The 19,794-nt window shown below is 73.4% G+C and carries 18 protein-coding genes; 6 read left to right on the forward strand and 12 right to left on the reverse strand.

Translation table 11 applies throughout. The features are described 5' to 3' along the window. Positions 1-353 precede the first annotated feature (353 nt). Positions 354-1,355 carry an ArsR/SmtB family transcription factor gene (locus ACGFYU_RS12510; protein ID WP_393827252.1) on the forward strand — a complete coding sequence of 334 codons (1,002 nt, stop codon included), beginning with the start codon at positions 354-356 and terminating at the stop codon, positions 1,353-1,355. 128 nt (positions 1,356-1,483) lie between these two features. On the opposite strand, the gene ACGFYU_RS12515 is transcribed toward ACGFYU_RS12510, so the two are convergent. Further along, positions 1,484-2,644, reverse strand: coding sequence for an alkaline phosphatase PhoX (locus ACGFYU_RS12515; protein WP_393827253.1), 1,161 nt, complete (start codon positions 2,642-2,644; stop codon positions 1,484-1,486). Positions 2,645-2,906: 262 nt separating this feature from the next. Here ACGFYU_RS12515 and ACGFYU_RS12520 point away from each other — a divergent pair, with 262 nt between their 5' ends. After that, the gene (locus tag ACGFYU_RS12520; RefSeq protein ID WP_393827254.1) at positions 2,907-3,365 is read left to right on the forward strand and encodes a group III truncated hemoglobin; all 459 of its coding nucleotides are present in this window, start codon (positions 2,907-2,909) and stop codon (positions 3,363-3,365) included. 120 nt (positions 3,366-3,485) lie between these two features. Then, on the forward strand, positions 3,486-3,896 hold the full coding sequence (locus tag ACGFYU_RS12525; RefSeq protein WP_393827255.1) for a VOC family protein: 411 nt from the start codon (positions 3,486-3,488) through the stop codon (positions 3,894-3,896). Between the two features lie 9 nt (positions 3,897-3,905). On the opposite strand, the gene nirD is transcribed toward ACGFYU_RS12525, so the two are convergent. The 3 genes from nirD to ACGFYU_RS12540 are packed head-to-tail and all read right to left on the reverse strand — an operon-like array spanning position 3,906 to position 7,994. Further along, on the reverse strand, positions 3,906-4,235 hold the full coding sequence (nirD, locus tag ACGFYU_RS12530; protein WP_393827256.1) for a nitrite reductase small subunit NirD: 330 nt from the start codon (positions 4,233-4,235) through the stop codon (positions 3,906-3,908). After that, positions 4,232-6,754: a nitrite reductase large subunit NirB gene (nirB, locus tag ACGFYU_RS12535; RefSeq protein WP_393827257.1), complete on the reverse strand. Its 2,523-nt coding sequence runs from the start codon at positions 6,752-6,754 to the stop codon at positions 4,232-4,234. Before nirB ends, nirD begins: the two co-directional genes overlap by 4 nt. A gap of 1 nt (position 6,755) precedes the next feature. Continuing rightward, positions 6,756-7,994: an NAD(P)/FAD-dependent oxidoreductase gene (locus tag ACGFYU_RS12540; RefSeq protein WP_393827258.1), complete on the reverse strand. Its 1,239-nt coding sequence runs from the start codon at positions 7,992-7,994 to the stop codon at positions 6,756-6,758. Positions 7,995-8,270: 276 nt separating this feature from the next. On the opposite strand from ACGFYU_RS12540, the gene ACGFYU_RS12545 reads away from it, so the two are divergent. Next, positions 8,271-9,047: a sulfite exporter TauE/SafE family protein gene (locus ACGFYU_RS12545; protein ID WP_393827259.1), complete on the forward strand. Its 777-nt coding sequence runs from the start codon at positions 8,271-8,273 to the stop codon at positions 9,045-9,047. 9 nt (positions 9,048-9,056) lie between these two features. Here ACGFYU_RS12545 and ACGFYU_RS12550 read toward each other — a convergent pair whose 3' ends face one another. From ACGFYU_RS12550 to ACGFYU_RS12565, 4 genes are all read right to left on the reverse strand, one after another. After that, the gene (locus ACGFYU_RS12550) at positions 9,057-9,776 is read right to left on the reverse strand and encodes a class F sortase (RefSeq protein ID WP_393827260.1); all 720 of its coding nucleotides are present in this window, start codon (positions 9,774-9,776) and stop codon (positions 9,057-9,059) included. Positions 9,777-9,906: 130 nt separating this feature from the next. Beyond that, positions 9,907-10,449 carry a hypothetical protein gene (locus tag ACGFYU_RS12555; RefSeq protein WP_393827261.1) on the reverse strand — a complete coding sequence of 181 codons (543 nt, stop codon included), beginning with the start codon at positions 10,447-10,449 and terminating at the stop codon, positions 9,907-9,909. A 239-nt stretch (positions 10,450-10,688) separates the two neighbouring features. Beyond that, on the reverse strand, positions 10,689-11,963 hold the full coding sequence (locus tag ACGFYU_RS12560) for an ATP-binding protein (protein ID WP_393827262.1): 1,275 nt from the start codon (positions 11,961-11,963) through the stop codon (positions 10,689-10,691). Next, positions 11,960-12,685, reverse strand: coding sequence for a hypothetical protein (locus tag ACGFYU_RS12565; protein ID WP_393827263.1), 726 nt, complete (start codon positions 12,683-12,685; stop codon positions 11,960-11,962). The genes ACGFYU_RS12560 and ACGFYU_RS12565 overlap by 4 nt, the downstream gene beginning before the upstream one ends. Positions 12,686-12,852: 167 nt before the next feature. On the opposite strand from ACGFYU_RS12565, the gene ACGFYU_RS12570 reads away from it, so the two are divergent. Further along, on the forward strand, positions 12,853-13,305 hold the full coding sequence (locus ACGFYU_RS12570; RefSeq protein WP_393827264.1) for a gamma-glutamylcyclotransferase family protein: 453 nt from the start codon (positions 12,853-12,855) through the stop codon (positions 13,303-13,305). Between the two features lie 16 nt (positions 13,306-13,321). Here ACGFYU_RS12570 and dnaG read toward each other — a convergent pair whose 3' ends face one another. The 4 genes from dnaG to ACGFYU_RS12590 form a co-directional block, all read right to left on the reverse strand. Next, the gene (gene dnaG / locus ACGFYU_RS12575) at positions 13,322-15,229 is read right to left on the reverse strand and encodes a DNA primase (protein WP_393827265.1); all 1,908 of its coding nucleotides are present in this window, start codon (positions 15,227-15,229) and stop codon (positions 13,322-13,324) included. Positions 15,230-15,263: 34 nt separating this feature from the next. Next, positions 15,264-16,538, reverse strand: coding sequence for an NAD(P)/FAD-dependent oxidoreductase (locus tag ACGFYU_RS12580; RefSeq protein WP_393827266.1), 1,275 nt, complete (start codon positions 16,536-16,538; stop codon positions 15,264-15,266). A gap of 93 nt (positions 16,539-16,631) precedes the next feature. Further along, positions 16,632-17,948 carry a deoxyguanosinetriphosphate triphosphohydrolase gene (locus tag ACGFYU_RS12585; protein WP_393827267.1) on the reverse strand — a complete coding sequence of 439 codons (1,317 nt, stop codon included), beginning with the start codon at positions 17,946-17,948 and terminating at the stop codon, positions 16,632-16,634. Positions 17,949-17,984: 36 nt separating this feature from the next. Then, on the reverse strand, positions 17,985-18,704 hold the full coding sequence (locus ACGFYU_RS12590) for a sirohydrochlorin chelatase (protein WP_393827268.1): 720 nt from the start codon (positions 18,702-18,704) through the stop codon (positions 17,985-17,987). A 461-nt stretch (positions 18,705-19,165) separates the two neighbouring features. Here ACGFYU_RS12590 and ACGFYU_RS12595 point away from each other — a divergent pair, with 461 nt between their 5' ends. Continuing rightward, a complete protein-coding gene (locus ACGFYU_RS12595; protein WP_393827472.1) occupies positions 19,166-19,780 on the forward strand; it encodes a vancomycin high temperature exclusion protein in 615 nt (204 codons plus the stop codon). Positions 19,781-19,794 lie beyond the last annotated feature (14 nt).

Here is a 19,794-nt window from a genome sequence, read left to right on the forward strand (position 1 = left end):
TCCGCCCCCGGGTTCCCTGACCCCCGAGGGCGGACGCGCCTATTTCTTTGTTGTTCAGCGAAGCTTTACGCCAGCAGGCGGTGGACGGATCCCCACCCGTCCACCGCCGCTGTCATTCTGCCGGGCACGTCGGCGCTTCCCGGTGCGACCGACCGCCAGGCCCCGCAAAGCCCCCCACGGCCTTCGCGGAGCGTTTCGGTCGCATCGGAGTGTGCCCGGCGGAGTACAGGATTTCGGTTGTCACGCCCCTGCCGAAAGGGGTTTCAACTGTGGCCGAAAGGGCGTGGTGACCACGTGTGACGGCGTGCATACTCATGGGGCGGGGGGATTGCGGTTGCACAGGTGGGGGTTCGGTGCTGCGTATCCATTTCACTGGAGTGGACCTGGCACGCGTACGGATGGCAGGGCGTCCCGATGCGTTGTGGGAAACGATTCTCAGCTTTCACCGCTTAAGAGACCGGCGTGACGCCCGGTTGTTCGGTGAATGGCGGACGGAAACCCGGAGCAGGTTGAATAGTGAAACACGCATGCTCGGTATGCTTATACCGGGGCGGGGGTATTTCCCCGATTTCCTCACACCCGTGGAGGGCCGGTACGGGTGGGACGTGGGCCTCGACGCCCTGCGCGCCATCAGGCCCGAGCGGATGCGGCGCGAGCTGTCGCTGCTGACCGCGGGCGCGCCGCCGGCGCCGCGGCTGCGGGAGTTCCTGGACGGCGGGACCAAGCACCTGCCGAGACTGATGGGCGAGCTGCGCGGCTACCACCGGGCGGCCGTGGAGCCGTACTGGACCCACATCCAGGCCCAGATCGAAGCCGAGCGGGCGGCCCGCGGCCGGGCCCTGCTGGACGGGGGCGCCGACGAGCTGCTGGCCTCGCTGCCGCCGATGCTGCGCTGGCGGGCCCCGGTCCTGGAATGCGACTACCCCGTCGACCGGGACGTACGGCTGCGGGGCCGCGGGCTGCTGCTCCAGCCGTCCTTCTTCTGCCGCCGGACCGCCGTGACCCTGCACGACCCGGAGCTGCCGCCGGTGCTGGTCTACCCGGCCGCCGCCCAGCTGGCCTCCGCGCCCGCGGGGGGCGAGGCGGCCCGGCCGGCGGTGGAGGAGCACCGGGTCCGCACCCTGGGCAAGCTGGTCGGGCACACCCGGTCGGTGGTCCTGCGGGCCATAGGGGACGGCGCGACCACCAGCGAGCTGGCCCGCCGGGCAGGGGTGTCGCTGGCGTCCGCGAGCCAGCACGCGTGCGTGATGCGGGAGGCGGGGCTGGTGACCACGCTGCGGCACGGGAACGCGGTGCTGCACACCGTGACGCCGCTGGGGGCTGCGCTGCTGAAGGGCGGGGCCGTGGCGTCATGAACGCGGCCGCACCCCGACGGGTTGAACCCGTCGGGGTGCGGCCGGTGGTGCCGTGCGGCGCCGTTGCCGGGGCGCTGCCCCGGACCCCGCGCCTCCAACGCCGGCGGGGCCGGATGGTGCCGGGTGCGTCAGGTGCGGAACGGGCCCGTGACCTCGTAGGTGATGCCGCCCGTCGAGCTGCCGCTCGTGCCGCGCTGGCTGCTGAAGTACAGGCGGGTGCCGTCGGGGGAGAAGGCCGGGCCGGTGATCTCCGAGGAGGACTGGCCGGTGACCCGCAGGAAGACGGCGACCACGTCGTCCGGGGTGATCAGGCAGATCTCCATGTTGCCGCCGTCCTCGGCGACGTACAGGTCGCCGTACGAGGACCCGGTGACGTTGTCCACGCCCGTCAGCGGGGCCGCCCCGCCGGGGACGAGGGAGTCGTCGTAGGCCAGCTCGTACGTGCTGCTCGCGAGGTTGAGCTGCCAGACGCGGTTGTCGCCCTTGGTGGTGAACCAGACCGTGTCGTTGGCGTAGTGGCAGCCCTCACCTCCGTTGAAGTGCTTGGCGCCGGAGACCTGGGTGCGGGTGGTGGTCGGGGAGCCGTCGGGGTCGGGCACGTTCTGCCAGGTGAAGGAGCCGGAGGTGCCGCTTCCGGCGACCATGACCTGGAGGGTGCCGGAGGAGAGGTTGCCCCAGGTGGTGGGGAGGAAGCGGTAGAAGCAGCCGTTGGTCTCGTCCTCGGTCAGGTAGATCGCCTGGCGGACCGGGTCGGCGGCGGCCGCCTCGTGCTTGAACCTGCCCAGGGCGGGGCGCTGCACGGCCGCGTTCACGCCCCACGGGTCGGTCTCGTAGACGTATCCGAGGCTGACCTCCTCGCAAGACAGCCAGGTGTTCCACGGGGTCTTGCCGCCCGCGCAGTTCTGCCGGGTGTTGGAGAGGATCCGGTAGGCGCCGGTGATGGTGCCCGAGGAGTTGAACTTCACGGCGCTCGCGCCGCCGGAGGGGTTGATCTCCGAGTTGGACACGTAGATCCAGCCCGTGCCGTCGGCGAAGCAGGCGCCGCCGTCGGGGGCGCTGTGCCAGGTGTACGAGGTGCCGCTGACGGTCTGGCTCGAACGGGCGATCACCCGGCTGCTGAAGCCGGAGGGAAGCATGATGCCGTTCGCGTCCGCCGAGCCGAGCGCCCCGTAGGGGCCGGGGCCGGGCTGGGCGGGAGCCGCGTAGGCGGCTCCGTGCATCAACGTGCCACCGAAGGCGGCGGCCGAAGAGCCGATGACGGCGCCGCGCAGGAAGGTACGACGTTCCACGGTCACTCCTGGGGAAGGGAGGGCCCCCGTGTCCGGACGGACGCGGGTTCGCACGCGAGGAGGAACCTAGGAGTCCGGAGTTGACGGAGCCTCAATTCCGCATGACGCGGGAGCGACCGGCTGTGGGGTCATCGGGGTCAATGGCCGCGCCATTCTTCCCGCGGGATTTCGGGGTGCCGGGGCGCGCCGCCTTTCCGCGCTGGGACATTTGGCGGGACTTTCTCCCCTGGGGAGGCCCCTGGTGGGGGAGGATGGTGGAGCCATGAACCACTCCGCCGCCGACATCTCGGGCCGCGCCGACCTTGACGTCGTGCTGCGCCGCTTCTACACGGCCGCCTTCGCGGACCCGCAGATCGGGCCGTTCTTCACCCGGATCGCCGGCACCGACCTGGAGGTCCACCTGCCCCGGATCACCGACTTCTGGGAGCGCGCCCTCTTCCGCACGGCCGACTACCGGCGCAACGCCTTCGCCCCGCACGCCGCGCTGCACTCGGCGCGGGCGATGACCGCCGCCGACTTCGGCCGCTGGGTGCAGCTGTGGAACGCGACGATCGACGGCCGCCACCGCGGGCCGAACGCGGAGCGGGCCAAGGCGCAGGGCGAGCGGATCGCGCTGACCCTCCACAAGCGGCTGGCCGGTCCTGACGCCTCCCTGGAGAGCGCGGACGGCCTGGGCTTCGTACCGCTGGCGGCCCTGGAGCTCCGCTCGACAGCGGCCTGACCGGCGGTTTCGAAGAATCTCAAAAAAACTTCGCGGGGAGCGATGAGTTTCCCGCGGCGGCCCGGTCCACCTCTCGAAAGCAACGGCACAGACGCCGAACCCGAGAGAAGAGAGACCGCGATGACCGCCGCCACCATGATCTTCGTGAACCTGCCCGTCAAGGACCTCGACGCCACCAAGGCCTTCTGGGCGAAGCTCGGCTACTCCTTCAACGCCCAGTTCACCGACGAGAACTGCGCCGCGATGCCGATCACCGACAGCATCGTCGCGATGTTCCTCACGGAGGCCCGCTACAAGGACTTCACCCACAAGGCCATCGCGGACGCCACCACGACCTCCGAGGTGCTCCTGTGTCTGAGCGCCGAGAGCCGCACCGCGGTCGACGAGCAGGTCGACGGGGCCCTGGCGGCCGGGGCCACCGAGCCCCGCCCCGCCCAGGACCACGGCGTCATGTACGGCCGGGCCTTCGACGACCTCGACGGCCACACCTGGGAGATCATGTGGATGGACCCGGCCATGGTGCAGGGCTGACGGTTGCCTCTAGGTGGCGGCGGTCCGCACCGGGTAGGTGCGGACCTCCACCTCCTCGTCGTCCAGACAGCGCCCCGACTCCAGGTCGAAGCGCTGCTTCAGCAGCGGCGAGGCCACGAAGGGCCGGCCCTGCGCACACCCCACCAGACCCCGCGAGAGCACCTGCGCCCCGGTGAAGGGATCCCGGTTGCCGATGGCGTACGGGCGCCCCGAGCGGTCGACGAACACCGCGGCCTGACTCCCGTCGGGCAGCAGGGCGGCGACCCCCCGCCCTGGGGTGAGCGCGGAGAGCTCGCACACCGTCAGCCAGCCCTCCGCCACCTTCAGTTCCACGGTCATCGGACTCCTCCGATCGTCAGGACGGCCAGGTCGGGCTTGACCTGGTCGCGCTCGGGGACGAACTTCACGGTCGGGTCGGGGGCGCCGGGCGCGTTGACGAACGACACGAACCGGCGCAGCCGCTCCGGATCCTCCAGCGTCTCGGCCCACTCGTCGCGGTAGTGCGCCACGTGGTCGGCCATCAGGGCCTCCAGCTCCGCGCACAGCCCGAGCGAGTCGTGCACGACCACGTCCCGCAGGTGGGCCAGCCCGCCCTCCAGCCGCTCCAGCCAGGTCGAGGTCCGCTCCAGCCGGTCGGCGGTGCGGATGTAGAACATCAGGAACCGGTCGATCAGCCGGACCAGTTCCGCGTCCGACAGGTCCTGGGCGAGGAGGTCGGCGTGGCGGGGCGTGGCCCCGCCGTTGCCGCCGACGTAGAGGTTCCAGCCGCTCGCCGTCGCGATGACCCCGAAGTCCTTGCTCTGCGCCTCCGCGCACTCGCGGGCGCAACCGGAGACGGCCGACTTCAGCTTGTGCGGGGCGCGCAGCCCCCGGTAGCGCAGCTCCAGGTCGATGGCCATCCGTACGCTGTCCTGCACCCCGTAGCGGCACCAGGTCTGCCCCACGCAGGACTTCACCGTCCGCAGGGCCTTCCCGTACGCGTGCCCGGACTCGAACCCGGCGTCGACGAGCCGCGCCCAGATCCGCGGGAGCTGGTCCACGCTCGCCCCGAAGAGGTCGATCCGCTGACCGCCGGTGATCTTCGTGTAGAGGCCGAAGTCCCGTGCCACCTCGCCGATCACGATCAGCTTGTCGGGGGTGATCTCACCGCCGGGGATGCGCGGGACGACCGAGTAGGAGCCGTTGCGCTGCATGTTCGCGAGGAAGTGGTCGTTGGTGTCCTGCAGGGCCGCCTGCTCCCCGTCCAGGACGTAGCCGCTGGCGCCGACGGTCGGGGCGAGCGAGGCGATGATCGAGCCGACGGTGGGCTTGCACACCTCGCAGCCGTCGCCGCCGCGCGCCTCCGGGCGGCCGTGGGCGTCGAGGAGCTCCTCGTACGAGGTCAGGCGCCGGGTGCGGACGATCTCGTAGAGCTCGGCGCGCGTGTACGGGAAGCAGCCGCACAGGCCCTTGTCGGCGGCGGCGGGCAGCAGCTGCCCGATCACCTTGATGCAGCTGCCGCAGCCGGTGCCCGCCTTGGTGCACTTCTTGACCTCGGGGAGGGTGGCGCAGGCGGTGATGGCCTTCTTGGTGACGTTGTGGCAGGAGCAGATCACCGCGTGGTCGGGGAGCGAGGACGGGCCGAGCGCGACGGGCGCGCCGACGCCGGCGGGCAGCACCAGCTGCTCGGGCGCGACGGGCGGGACGCTGCCGGTGAGCGGGCGCAGCAGGCCGTACGCGTCCGCGTCGCCTACCAGGACCCCGCCGAGAAGGACCCCGTCGGGGGAGACGACCAGCTTCTTGTAGATGCCGGAACGGGAGTCGGACCAGACGACGTCGAGGCTGTCGGGGGCGGTTCCGTGGGCGTCGCCGAAGGAGGCCACGTCCACGCCGAGCAGCTTGAGCTTGGTGGAGAGGTCGGCTCCGGTGAACTCCTTCTCGCGGCCCAGCAGATCCTCGGCGGCGGTCTCGGCCATCTCGTAGCCGGGCGCCACCAGGCCGTAGACGCGGCCGTCGACGGCGAGGGCGCACTCGCCGATGGCGTAGACGTGCGGGTCGGAGGTACGGCAGCGTGCGTCCACCGCGATGCCGCCGCGCTCCCCGACGTCCAGTCCGGCGGCGCGGGCCAGCTGGTCGCGGGGGCGGACGCCTGCGGAGAAGACGACGAGGTCGGTGTCGACGGTGGATCCGTCGGAGAGCCGCATTCCGCTGACGCGGCCGTCCTCTCCGGTCACCACCTCCTGGGTGCCGACACCGGTGTGGACGGTGAGGCCCATGGACTCGATGGTGCGCAGCAGGGCCGCGCCGCCGCCGTCGTCGACCTGGACGGGCATCAGGCGCGGGGCGAACTCGACGATGCGGGTGGCCAGTCCGAGCCCCTGGAGCGCGCCGGCGGCTTCGAGCCCGAGCAGACCGCCGCCGACGACCGCGCCGCTGGTGCGGCCCTTCGCGTACTCCTCGATGGCGAGGAGGTCCTCGATGGTGCGGTAGACGAAGCACCCGGGGGCGTCCTTGCCGGGGACCGGCGGCACGAAGGGGTAGCTGCCGGTGGCCAGGACCAGGACGTCGTACGGGAACACCCGGCCGGAGCGGGAGGTGACGGTGCGCGCCGCCCGGTCGATGCCCTCGGCGGGGTCGTCCAGGTGGAGTTCGATGCCGTGCTCCTCCATGAACCCGGCCGGGGTCATGGACAGGTCCTCGGGCGTGCTGCCGGAGAAGTACGAGGTCAGGTGCACGCGGTCGTAGGCGGGCCGGGGCTCCTCGCAGAGCACGGTGATCCGGTGCGTCCGGGTCGCACCGCGCTCGGCGAGGGCCTCCAGGTAGCGCTGGCCGACCATGCCGTGCCCGATGAGCACGATCGTGGGCAGGGGCTTGGTCATGTCAGTGGCCTCCGTCGTCGGTGAGCAGGTGGAACAGGCTGTTCAGGTCCTCGTCGTCGGCCCAGCCGCGGGCGAGGGCGCCCACGGTGGACAACTCGCCCAGCAGGACCCCGCCGACCAGGCGGTCGCCGCGGACGACGACCGTCCGGTAGGTCCGGCGGGTGGCGTCGGCGAGCCGGACCACGTCGTCGCCGGGGCGGGGCGTGGTCTCGCCGAAGGCGGCGAGGTCGAAGGGGTCCCCGGCTCCGCCGAGGGTGAGGCGGGTGAGGGCGCGGGTGCCGATGTACTCCGTGGGGGAGCCGGTGAGGGTGGCGGCGAGGGCGTCGGCCTGCTCCAGGGCGGCGCCCGCCAGGCCGTACACCTGGCCGGCGTGCTCGGCGCAGTCGCCGACGGCGTGGACGCGGGGGTCGCCGGTGCGGAGGTGGTCGTCGACCACGATGCCCTTGCGGACCTCCAGGCCGGCGGCCTGGGCCAGCCCCGTGCGGGGGCGTACGCCGCAGGCGAGCACGACGACATCGGCATCGAGCCGGTAGCCGTCGGCGAGCTCGACGCCGGTGACCCGGCGGGATCCCGGCCCGTCCGGGTGCGGCGCCGCCGACGAAGTCGTCAGGCCGCGGACCCGGCACTCCGTGTGGATCTCGATCCCGAGGTCGGTGAGGTGCGTGGCCAGCAGGGCAGAGGCATCCGCGTCCAGCTGGCGTTCCATCAGCCGTTCCGCCTGCTGGGCCAGGACCACCTGTGCGCCCCGCGAGGCGAGGGCGCGGGCCGCCGAGACCCCCAGCAGGCCGCCGCCGATCACCACCGCCCGCACCCCGGGACGTACGGTCGCCGAGAGGGCCAGGCAGTCGTCCATCGTGCGGAAGGCGTGCACCCCGTGCGGGAGTTCCCGGCCGCCCGGTTCGAACAGGCCCCGCAGGGGCGGCAGGACCGGGTTGGAGCCGGTGGCCAGCACCAGGGTGTCGTACCCGAGCGCCGCACCGTCGTCGCAGTGCACCGTCCGGTCGGCGCGGTCGACGCGGACCGCCCGCACCCCCCGCCGCAGGACCGGGCCGGGTGCCGGGAGGGCGATGACCTCCGGCGCGTACCGGCCCGCCAGGACCTCGGCGAGCAGGACCCGGTTGTACGGGACGTGCGGCTCCTCGCCGAGCACGGTCACTTCCGCGTGCCCGCCCAGCCGCGCAGCGAGCCGCAGGCCCGCGAGGCCGCCGCCGATCACCACCACACGCTGCTTCGAGGTCATGCCCTGAGGGTGCGCGCCTGCTGTTTCCCCGCCGGATCGCCCCTGTTACCCGGCGGGAACGCCCACCTCAGCGCCGGGGTCAAGCGTCCGTGAGGCCTTCCTCAAGGCCGCCCGGCGCCGTTCGCCCTGCTCGGATACGCCGTGCACGAGGGGATCGACGTGGCCTCCGCAGTCCGGGGGGCGCTCGGCTACCCCGCGCTCCGGCAAAGCTCAACCTTTGCGCAAGTTTCCCGGGATTGATCGCCCCCGCACCCGACAGGTCCATAGGGTCAGGTGGTGCCTGACATATCAATGACCATGATCATCGTGCTGTGCGCGGCCGCCGCCGCGGCCGGCTGGATCGACGCCGTGGTGGGCGGCGGCGGCCTGCTGCTCCTGCCCGCCCTGCTCCTCGGCCTGCCGAACGCCCACCCCGCCACCGTCCTCGGCACCAACAAGGCCGTGGCCATCGTCGGCACCGCGGGCGCGGCCGTCACCTACGTCCGCAAGGCCCCGCTGGACGTGAAACTCGCCCTCCGCATCGGGCTCGCCGCCCTCGCGGGATCGATGGGTGGCGCGGCGCTCGCCGGGGGCATCAGCAAGGACGCGCTCCGCCCGCTGATCATGGTGGTGCTGGTGGTCGTCGCCGGCTTCGTGCTCTTCCGGCCCGCCTTCGGCACCGCCCCGTCCGCCTCGCCCGTCAGCCGCCGGCGCGTGCTGCTCGCGATCGGGCTCGCCGGGCTCGGCATCGGCTTCTACGACGGCCTCATCGGGCCCGGCACCGGCACCTTCCTGGTGCTCGCCCTCACCGCGCTGCTCCACCTCGACCTGGTCACCGCCTCCGCGACCGCCAAGATCGTCAACTGCTGCACGAACGCCGGAGCGCTCGCGATGTTCGCGTACCAGGGGATGGTGCTGTGGCAGCTGGCCGCCCTGATGGCGGTGTTCAACCTGGCCGGCGGCATGATCGGCGCCGGCATGGCCCTGAAGAAGGGCAGCGGCTTCGTCCGCGGCGTGCTGCTCACGGTGGTGGGCGCCCTGGTGATCAAGCTCGGCCTGGAGCAGTGGGGCTGAGCACCGGCCCTAGTACGTCCCGGTGAGGTGGGCGAAGACGACCACGTTGCCCCGGTAGCCCGTGCGCGGGGAGAAGTCCCCGCCGCAGGTGATCACCCTGAGCTCGGCACGCCGCGAAGGCCCGTACACGCGGGTGTCGGGGAAGGCCCTGGCGTCGTAGACCTCGACCGCGTGGACCGTGAACACGGCGGTACGGCCGTCCGCGCGGGGGATCTCGATGACGGCCCCGCGGTGCAGCGCGCCCAGGTGGTAGAAGACCGCCGGCCCGGCCGCGTTGTCCACGTGCCCGGCGATGACGGCGGTGCCGGTGGCGCCCGGGGTGGTCCCGTCGCGGTACCAGCCGGCCAGGTCGCGCCGGGCGGGCGGGGGCACTTGGAGGCTGCCGCCGGCCTCCAGGCCGAGGCCGGTCAGCGGGGCGTCGACGCGGATCGAGGGGATCCGGATCCGGGTGGGCGGGGAGCCGGGGAGCGGGGCGATACCGGGGCCGGTGGCTCCGGCGGCGGTCAGGGCCTCGGCGGGGGAGGGCAGCGGCGGCCCGACCGGCTCGCGGGAGCCGCTGGTGACGAGCCAGATGCCGATGCAGGCGGCGAGCGCGACGAGTCCCCCGTAGCGGGGGATCGGGGTGCGGACGGCTCGGTTCGGCGGGCGCGCGCCCGATCCGGGGCGGTGGCCGGCCGTGGGCCAGGGCTGCCGTTCGCGGCCCGGGGCGCCGCCGAAATCGCCACCCATGCGTACCCCCTCGGCTTCCGTGTCGGGGTGACAGGCCGTCGCCCGGCCCCGCGAACGGGGGGGACCTCGCGGGGCGGGCGACGGGGGACGGTACCGGTCGGACCGCGGCCGCAGCCGCGGTGGGCGTCCGTCAGCTCCGCGTGCCGCTCGCCCGGCGACGCAGGAGCCAGGTACCGCCGACGGCGGTGGCGGCCAGCACTGCCGCTCCCGCCGCGATCTTGGCGGGGTCGGTGGTGGTGGTCGTGCCACCGCCCACCCCGGTCCGTACGTGACCCTGCGGGCCGCGTTCGGTGACGACCAGGTCGCCGGTGGCGAACTTGCCGTTCGCACAGGTCGCGCCGATGCCGTAGGTGCCGGGGCGGGTGCCGTGGGCGACCTGGAACTGCCCCACGACCACCTCCTTGTGGGTGCCCGGGACCAGCCGGAACCGGCCGCCGCCCACCGTGGTGGCATCACCGTCGGCATGGCTGCCGCTCCCGCAGGCGCTGGTGTTCACAGTGACGGTGGTGCCGGGGGCGGCGGACTTGGGCCACACCTCCAGTACGGCGAAATCGCCGGGCGCGAAACTCGCCATGCCGAGTTCCGCGGCCGCGACCGCACCGGCGACCGGGCCGGCGAACGCGACGGCGGTCAACGCGGTCGCGGTCAGCGCGTGGGCGGTACGTCGGCGCATGGGGACTCTCCTGGAGACACGGGGTCGTGGTTCCGAGGAAACCCGGCCTGCCCGGCGAGCGCCTGCTGATGTTCCGTCAGGTCTGCTCGCGGGGAGCCGGCGCGCGCACCCTTTGCGCAGGTCACGGCCGGGTGTGCGGCCATCCGGGCCGCCCGCGCCGTCCGGGTGACCGCGGCGGGCCGTGGACCGGGCAGCCGGAGCGGACCGGCGGGCCGTGGATCAGCCCGGCAGGCCGTGCATCACCCCGGCGGGAGCGTCACCGTGGCCGAGGCACCCGAGGGCCGCGGGTTGGAGAGGCTGACGCGCGCACCGATGACCTGCGCCTGCCCGAGGGCGATGGTCAGGCCCAGCCCCGTTCCCCGGCCGCGCGCGGTCGCGCCGGTCAGGAACCGCTGGGGGCCCTCGCGCAGCAGCTTCTCCGGGAAGCCCGGCCCCCGGTCCCGGACCGTGACGGCCGTCCCCGACACCGTCACCGTGACCGGTTGCGCGCCGTGCCGCCGGGCGTTGGCCAGCAGGTTCGCCAGGATCCGTTCGAGGCGCCGCACATCGGTCCGGACCCGGGTCGGCTCCTGCGCGCCCAGGACCTCGGCGGCCACTCCCGAGCGCCGGGTGATCGACTCCACCAGGGGGCCCAGCGGGTGCTCCTCCAGCTGCGCCTCCTCCCGGTTCGCGTCGAGCCGGGCCACCTCCAGCAGGTCCTCGGTCAGCGTCCGCAGCGCCGCGACCCGGTCGCGGACCAGCTCCGTCGGCCGCCCCGGAGGCAGCAGTTCGGCGGCCGTGTACAGCCCCGTCAGGGGGGTCCGCAGCTCGTGCGCCACATCCGCGGTGAACCGCTGCTCGGCCTCCAGGCGCTGCTGCAGGCTGGCGGCCATCGTGTCGACCGCCGAGGACAGTTCGGCCACCTCGTCGCGGGTGCCCGGCACCCCCGACGGCCCGATCCGCGCGTCCAGCTCGCCCGCGCTGATCCGGCGGGCCGTCTCCGCCGCCGTCCGCAGCTCCCGGCTCAGCCGGCTCGCCAGCAGCGCCCCGCCGAGCGCCGCGAGCGCCACGATCACCGCCCCGTACGCCACCAGCCGGCGGTCCAGGTCGGAGAGTTCGGCGCGGTCGTCCGCCAGTGACTGCCGTACGGACAGCACGTGCGCGCCGCCGATCGGCCGGGCGGCCCAGACCGCCGGATGCCCGCCGGACATGTCCAGGTAGGTGCTGCGCTCCCCGGAGAGGGCCGCCGACCGCAGCGGAGCCGGCAGTTCCGGACAGTCGATCCGGGCATCGGTCTCGCCGACCTTGTCGAAGTCGAGCCCGCCGGTGAGCTCGTACACCTGCCGTACGCGGATCAGCTGGGCGGTGGCGCTCGCCCGCGCCGCGGCACCGATCTGGGCCGCCCGCGCCTGGTGGATCAGTACCCCGATGGCGACGGCGACGAGGGAGCATCCGACGGCGAGCAGGATGGCGATCTTCCAGCGCAGGCCGAGGGCCCGGAGCAGACCCCGGCAGCGGGCCAGGAGGGCCTTCACCGGGAGCTCCCCTTCGGTTCCTCGGGGTCCTTGGCGTGCTGGGAGCGCTCGGCGGCGCAGCCGGGCGTCGTCCTCTCCTCCGGGTCGGCGCAGTCGGTCCCGGACTTGCGGAAGCTCCGCTCGTCGTTGACCACCGTCATCCGGTCGCCGTCCCAGTGGTAGCGGACGGCCTGCTCGGAGCCGTCATCGGCGGCGATGCGGACCAGCAGGTCCGTGCCCACCGCCTCGGCCGCCATCTGCCGGCCCATGGTGAACAGGATGGAGACGATCTTGCCGTGGACCACCGCGTAGACGCTCAGCGCGGAGCGGCCGGTCGCCGTGTCGGCCGCGACGATCAGCTCCTGCCGTCCGTCGCCGGTCAGGTCCCGGTAGACGGGCGGGCGGATCCCGGCCCGGCCGGGGGTCCGGATCTCGTCCCGGCCGAGGTACGGCCGCATCCGCGGATCGGCGCGCACGACCGCCGTCGGATCCACCCCGACGAGCCCGTCCGCGCCCAAGGCGGGGGCCCTCTGCAGCGGCATCGGCGCGGGTTCCCGCCGCCCCACCGGCTCGCCCGGGGCGTTCGTCCAGGCGGGCCAGAGCGGCTCGGGGCGGGGCTGGATCGACACGGGCGGCGCGGGAGTTCCCGCACCGAGACCGCCGGGTGCGCCGCAGCCGCCGGCGGCCAGTGCGCAGGCGCACAGGAGGGCGGCGAGGAGGGGGCGGCGGGGCGAAGGCGTCATGGAGGCGGAACCGTCAGGTGGGGAGGGAGGAATCCGACCCTAGACGGCGCGGGTCACGGTCACCGCGAGGTTGTGTAACAGCGGTGCGTACGGTGGTGGGGTGCAGCAAAGGTCGGGACTTTCGCCCCCGGCCAGTGGACCGTTCCGCCGCATCCCAGGGAGGGCCCGTGACCTCGGTCGTATGGCCGCAAGATCCGCTCGCTCAGCCCGTTCCGCTCCCGTTCTTCGTCTACGGGACCCTCCGCCCGGGCGAGGTCAACCACGACCTCTTCCTGCGCGGCCGCACGGTCGCGGAGGAGCCGGCGAGCCTCCCGGACGCGGCGCTCTACGACGGCCCCGGATACCCCTTCGCGGTGCACTGTCCCGGCTCCGCCGTCGTCGGGGAGCTGATCACCGCCGCCCCGGGCGCGTACGGGGAGCTGCTGGCCGCGCTGGACCGCCTGGAGGAGTACGAGGGCCCCGGCCGCCCGGGGAACGTCTACGACCGGATCGCCCGCCAGGCCCTGCGCCTCGACGGCACACCGGTCCGGGCCTGGGTCTACCTGGCGTCCCCGCTGCTCGCCCGCGACCTGCGGGAGACGGGCACCGAGATACCGGGAGGGGACTGGCTCGAACGCTGAGCGCCGCCGCCCGGGCCTAGAGGCCCTCGGCGCCGCGGTTGCGCAGGCGCTGCCCGTACTGCTGGAGCACCCACAGCTCCTCCTGGACCGCGGCCAGTTGCTCCGGCGGGGCCTGCGGGCCGAGCCGGGACATGGTGCCCTGGATCTCGTGGACCCGGCGGTCGACGGCGCGCAGCCGGACCTGGACCAGCTGGACCCCGGCGTAGACCTCGTCCACCGTCTTGGCGTGGATGGCCTCGACCGCCAGCTCGGTGACGAGCGCGCGGACCGTGTCGTTGGGGGCCGCGTCGCGCACGCGGGCCAGATAGTCCTCGGTGCCGAGCGAGGCGCCGCCCGCGTCCTGGATGGCCTGGCGCACGGACGCGTAGGGAGGGGCGGTGAACTCGTCGATCCCGTACGCGTCGAAGGCGGGGGAGACCAGGGCCGGACGCTGGAGGGCCAGCTTGAGCAGTTCCCGCTCGGTGCGGTGGGCCGGGCTGCGCAGGTTCAGCGCGGGGCCGCCGGCGGCCGGGCGCTCGGCGGGCGCGGGGGCGGCCTCGTAGGCCGGGCGGCCCCGGCCCTGCTGCTGCGGGGGCTGGTTGCCGCGCTCCCGCGCCCAGCGCGCCAGCTGCGCGACGCGCTTGACCACGAACTGCTCGTCGCGGATGCCGAGCATGCCCGCGAGCTGGACCGCGGACTCGTGCTGGATCGCGATGTTCTTGATGTTGGCGACGACCGGAGCGGCCTCGTCCAGCGCGGCCGCCCGGCCGGCCGGGTTCTCCAGGTTGTGCCGGGCGACGATGTGCCGCAGGGCGAACTCGAACAGCGGAGTACGGGACTCCACCAGCCCGGACACGGCCCCGTCACCCTGGGCGAGGCGCAGGTCGCAGGGGTCCATGCCGCCCGGGGTGATCGCGATCGAGGTCTCGGCGGCGAACTTCTGGTCGTCCTCGAACGCGCGCAGCGCCGCCTTCTGGCCGGCCGCGTCGCCGTCGAAGGTGAAGATCACCTCGGCGGTGGCGTTGTCCATCAGCAGCCGGCGCAGGATCTTGATGTGGTCCCCGCCGAAGGCCGTGCCACAGGTGGCGATCGCGGTGGTGACCCCGGCCATGTGGCAGGCCATCACGTCCGTGTAGCCCTCGACCACCACGGCCCGGGAGGTCTTCGCGATCTCCTTCTTGGCCAGGTCGATGCCGTACAGCACCTGGGACTTCCGGTAGATCGCCGTCTCGGGGGTGTTCAGGTACTTGGGGCCGTTGTCGTCGTCGCGCAGCTTGCGCGCGCCGAAGCCGACGACCTCGCCGCTGATGTCGCGGATCGGCCACATGAGCCGACCGCGGAAGCGGTCGATGGGCTTGCCGCTGCGGCTGTCCTGGGCGAGCCCGGAGGTGATCAGCTCCTTGTCGCTGAAGCCCTTGCCGCGCAGGAAGCGGGTCAGGTGGTCCCAGCCGGCCGGGCTGTAGCCCACGCTGAAGTGGGCGGCCGCGGCCTGGTCGAAGCCGCGCTCCGCCAGGAACTTGCGGCCGATCTCCGCTTCGGCGCTGCCCAGCTGGTCGACGTAGAACTGGGCGGCGGCCTTGTGCGCCTCGACCAGGCGGATGCGCTCGCCGCGGCCGCTGGTGCCGGCGGTGTAGCCGCCCTCCTCGTAGCGCAGGGTGATGCCCGCCTGCCCGGCCAGCCGCTCGACCGCCTCCGAGAAGGAGAGGTGGTCGATCTTCATGATGAAGTCGAGGGTGTCCCCGCCCGCCTGGCAGCCGAAGCAGTGGTAGAGGCCCTTGCTGGGGCTGACCTGGAAGGACGGGGACTTCTCGTCGTGGAAGGGGCACAGGCCCTTGAGGTTGCCGCCGCCCGCGTTGCGCAGTTGGAGGTAGTCGGAGACCACGGCGTCGATCGGGACCGCGTCCCGTACCGCCTTCACGTCGTCGTCGTTGATCCGTCCTGCCACCCGTGAAGTCTACGGCCGGACACCGACAAACCCGTCAGGCCCCCTGGGCCGGGATCAGCGACGCGATCGGAATGGACGGGTCCGCCAGGGCCTCGCGGTCCACGGGCGCCTGCGACCTGATCAGGGCCTGGATGTGCTCGGTGACATCCCACACATTCACGTTCATGCCGGCGAGCACCCGCCCCTCCGAGAGCCAGAAGGCGATGAACTCCCGCTTGCCCACGTCCCCGCGGATCAGCACCTGGTCGTAGCCGCCGGGCGGCGCGTACCCCGAGTACTCCAGGCCCACGTCGTACTGGTCGGAGAAGAAGTACGGGACCCGGTCGTAACTGACCTCCTGCCCCAGCATGGCCCGCGCTGCGGCCGGGCCGCCGTTGAGGGCGTTCGCCCAGTGCTCGACCCGCAGCCGGGTGCCGAGCACCGGGTGGTGCGCGGCGGCCACGTCCCCCACCGCGTAGACGTCCGGGTCGGACGTACGCAGGGAGGCGTCCACGGCGATCCCGCCGCCGTGCTCCCGGTCCACCAGGGCCAGCCCGGAGGTCTCGGCGAGGGCGGTACGGGGCGCGGCCCCGATCGCGGCGAGCACCGCGTGCGCCGGGAGCTCCTCCCCGTCGTCCGTACGGGCGGCCAGCACCATGCCGTCGTGGCCCACGATCTCCGTCAGCCGGGCCCCGAAGTGGAACCGCACCCCGTGGTCGGTGTGCAGGTCCGCGAAGAGCCGGCCGATCTCCGGGCCGAGCACCGCGTGCAGCGGCGTGGCCTCGGGCTCGACCACGGTGACCTCGGCGCCGTACCCGCGGGCCGCGGCGGCGACCTCCAGGCCGATCCAGCCGGCTCCCGCGATCAGCAGGTGGCCGTTGTCCCGGCCCAGGGTGGCCAGTACGCCCTTGAGCCGCTCGGCGTGGGCCAGGCGCCGCAGGTGGTGCACCCCGGCCAGGCCCGTGCCGGGGATGACCAGGCGGCGCGGCTCGGCGCCGGTGGCCAGCAGCAGCTTGTCGTAGTGCAGCGAGGTGCCGTCGCCGAGGACCACTTTCTTCGCCTCCCGGTCCAGCTGGACCGCGGGCTGGCCGAGGTGCAGCTCGACGTCGGAGGCCGCGTACCAGGACGGCTCGTGGACGAAGACGCTCTCACGGTCGTCCTTGCCCATCAGATAGCCCTTGGACAGCGGCGGCCGTTCGTAAGGATGGTCGCGCTCGTCCCCGATGAGGATCACCCGCCCCGTGAACCCCTCGGACCTCAGCGTTTCGGCCGCCTTTGCCCCGGCCAGCCCCGCGCCGACGATGACGAAAGTCCGGTGTGCGTCGACCACCTGATGCCTCCTCATAACCTCTCCGCCACATGCGACCACATGCGAGCGTCCCGCACTGAGCCTGCCGCGTGAAGGGGCAGTGGCCCGATCAGCTCACCCTTCGGCGCGTCGGGTGCGTTGGGTGAGGCGTGCGTGCAAGGAACGGGCGGACGCGTCCGTGAGACACGCGATCTGGTCGATGACCGCCCGTTTCCTGGCCTTGTCGTCCGGGGCCGCGTCGAAGATGGCGCGGAACTGCGGGTCGAGGCCCTCGGGGGCGCGGCCGCTGAGCGCCTCGGCCAGTTCGGCCAGGACGATGCGCTGGTCGGCGCGGATCCGCTCCTGCTCGTCGCGCTGCATGACGTACAGGTCCGCGACCGCCTTGAGCACGGCGCACTCGTTGCGCGCCTCGCGCGGGACCACCAGCTCGGCGGCGTACCGGGTGAGGCGGCCGGAACCGTACGCCTCGCGGGTGGCCCCCTCGGCGGCCAGGCAGAAGCGGCCGATGAGCTGGCTGGTGGCATCCTTCAGCCGGGCCTGGGCGACGGCCGAACCGTCGTAGCCGTGCGGCCACCAGTCCTGCTCCATCAGCCGGTCGAGGGCCTCGCGGAGCTCCTCCGGCTCGGTGCCGGCGGGCACGTACCGGCCGATGGCGACCCGCCAGATCGCGGCGCGCTCGGGCTCGGCGAACAGCAGGTTCGGGTCGAGGTGGCCGGCGTGCAGGCCGTCCTCGAAGTCGTGGACGGAGTAGGCGACGTCGTCCGCCCAGTCCATGACCTGGGCCTCGAAGCACTTGCGGTCCGCGGGCGCGCCGCGGCGCAGCCATGCGAAGACCGGCAGGTCGTCCTCGTACGCGCCGAACTTCACCGAGTCGGGATCGGTGGGGTGCCCGCCGCGGGCCCAGGGGTACTTGGTGGCGGCGTCCAGGCAGGCCCGGGTGAGGTTCAGGCCGACGCTGACGAGCTCGCCGCTCGCCGGGTCGGGCACGAACCGCTTGGGCTCCAGGCGGGTCAGCAGGCGCAGTGACTGGGCGTTGCCCTCGAATCCGCCGCAGTCCTTGGCGAACTCGTTGAGCGCCTCCTCGCCGTTGTGGCCGAAGGGCGGGTGGCCCATGTCGTGGGAGAGGCAGGCCGCTTCGACGAGGTCGGGGTCGCAGCCGAGCGCGGCGCCGAGCTCCCGGCCGACCTGGGCGCATTCCAGGGAGTGGGTGAGGCGGGTACGGGGGCTCGCGTCCCAGTCGTAGGAACGGGTGCCGGGGGTGACCACCTGGGTCTTCCCGGCGAGGCGGCGCAGCGCGGCGGAGTGCAGCACACGGGCACGGTCGCGCTGGAAGGCCGTCCTGCCCGGCCGTTTGTCGGGCTCGGCGGCCCAGCGCTCGGTGGCCGCGGTGTCGTACAGGTGGTCTGCGGGGGCGTGCGCGGTGCCTTCCATGAAGAGACGGTAACCGGAACCTCTGACGAACCGGGATCAGGCGGAGACGAGTTCCGGTCGCGCGGGCGCGTCGAGCAGGGCGCGGGCCTGGTCGTAGCGGTGCAGCAGCAGGCGGGCCAGGGCCGGATGGCAGCCCAACGGGGCGGCGGCGGGGCCGGGCGCGGCCGCCGCGGCCTGGGCGGCGAACCGGCCGGGCGCGGTGAAGTAGGAGGCGAGGGCGATCCGGTGGTGGCCGCGGGCGGTCAGGGTCCGGACCGCGTCGGGGACGGTGGGCGCGGCGGCGGAGGCGTAGGCGGGGACCACGGGGACACCGCCGAGGCGCTCGGAGAGCAGCGCGGCGGTGCGGCGGGTGTCGACGGCGGATTCGGGGTCGCGGGAGCCGGCGGAGGCGAGCACGACCGCCGAGCCGGCGGTCCAGCCGGCCTCCAGGAGGCGTTCACAGAGGGCTTCGACGAGCAGCGGGTGCGGGCCGAGCGGTGCGGCGATGGTGCTGCGCAGGTGGGCCGCCCGGGCGGCGAAGGCGGGGAGGTCGCGCTTGACGTGGTATCCGCGGCCGAGGAGCAGCGGGACGAGGACGGCCTCGCCGCGCAGTTCCCGCAGGACCTCGTCGAGCGGCGGATCGCTCAGCTCTATGTGGCCGAGCCGGACGTCGAGGCGGGGGCGGAGTTCGCGGACGCGGTCGAGGAGCGCGCGGGCGGTGTGCGCGGTGCGCGGGTCGCGGCTGCCGTGCGCGACGGCGACGAGGGTGGGCTGCATGGGCGGACTCCGGGTCGGCGCAGGTCGCTCAGCTGGGTGCCCAGCTGGACGGTGATGCGGCCGAGCAGCTCGGCCGCGCTGTCGAAGGGGAGGAAGGGGGACTCGGGAGGGTGCACCGGCTCCGTCATGAACCGATCCTGCGCGCCGGAAGTTGCCGGGGCGTTGCGCCGGGGTGACGGGTGTTTTCCGGCAGCTCACTCGCTCATTCGTACGGGTGAAAGCAGGCGTCGGCGGAACTGAGGGCCGGGCGGTGATCGTCAATGTGTGCGAACGGCGCGTGAGGCGTGGGGTGCACAGGGGGAACGGACATGAGGATCAAGGGCGAGGACCGGGGTCGGGGTCAGGGAAAGGGCAAGGGCAAGGGCAAGGGCAAGGGCAAGGGCTGGGCGAGGTCGGTGGCGGGGTGGCGGCCGCGGCTGCCGCGGGGGGTGCGGGCGCGGCGGCGGGCCGTGCGGGTGGTGATGGCGGGTTGCGTCCTGGCGCTGCTGCCTTCGGCGTGGACGCACGCGGCGGCCGCGGACCGGCTGGGGACGACGGCGCAGGCGCCGGCCGGCGAGGTGGCCGTGGTGTTCGGGGCGGGCCTGTGGAATGGCAGACCGACGCCCTATCTGGCCCGCCGGCTCGATGCCGCTGCCGAGCTGTACCGGACCGGCAAGGTCCGGGTCGTGCTGGTCACCGGGGACAACAGCCGCACCGAGTACGACGAGCCGAACGCGATGCGCGCCTACCTCACCGGGCACGGGGTGCCGGGCGACCGGATCGTCAGCGACTTCGCGGGCTTCGACACCTGGGACTCGTGCGTGCGCGCCAAGAAGATCTTCGGGGTCGACCGGGCCGTGCTGATCAGCCAGGGCTTCCACATACGCCGGGCCGTCGCCCTGTGCGAGGCGGCGGGCGTGGACTCGTACGGGATCGGGGTGGACGACGAGCACGACGCCACCTGGTACTACGGCGGGACCCGCGAGGTGTTCGCGGCCGGCAAGGCGGCGCTGGACGCGGCCTTCAAACCCGAGCCGCGGTTCCTGGGGCCGAAGGAGCAGGGGGTGTCGCGGGCCCTGGCCGCTCTGGCAGACTGACGCCGACGTCGGCT

The organism is Streptomyces sp. NPDC048337 (genome assembly GCF_043201175.1).
Classification (GTDB): domain Bacteria; phylum Actinomycetota; class Actinomycetes; order Streptomycetales; family Streptomycetaceae; genus Streptomyces.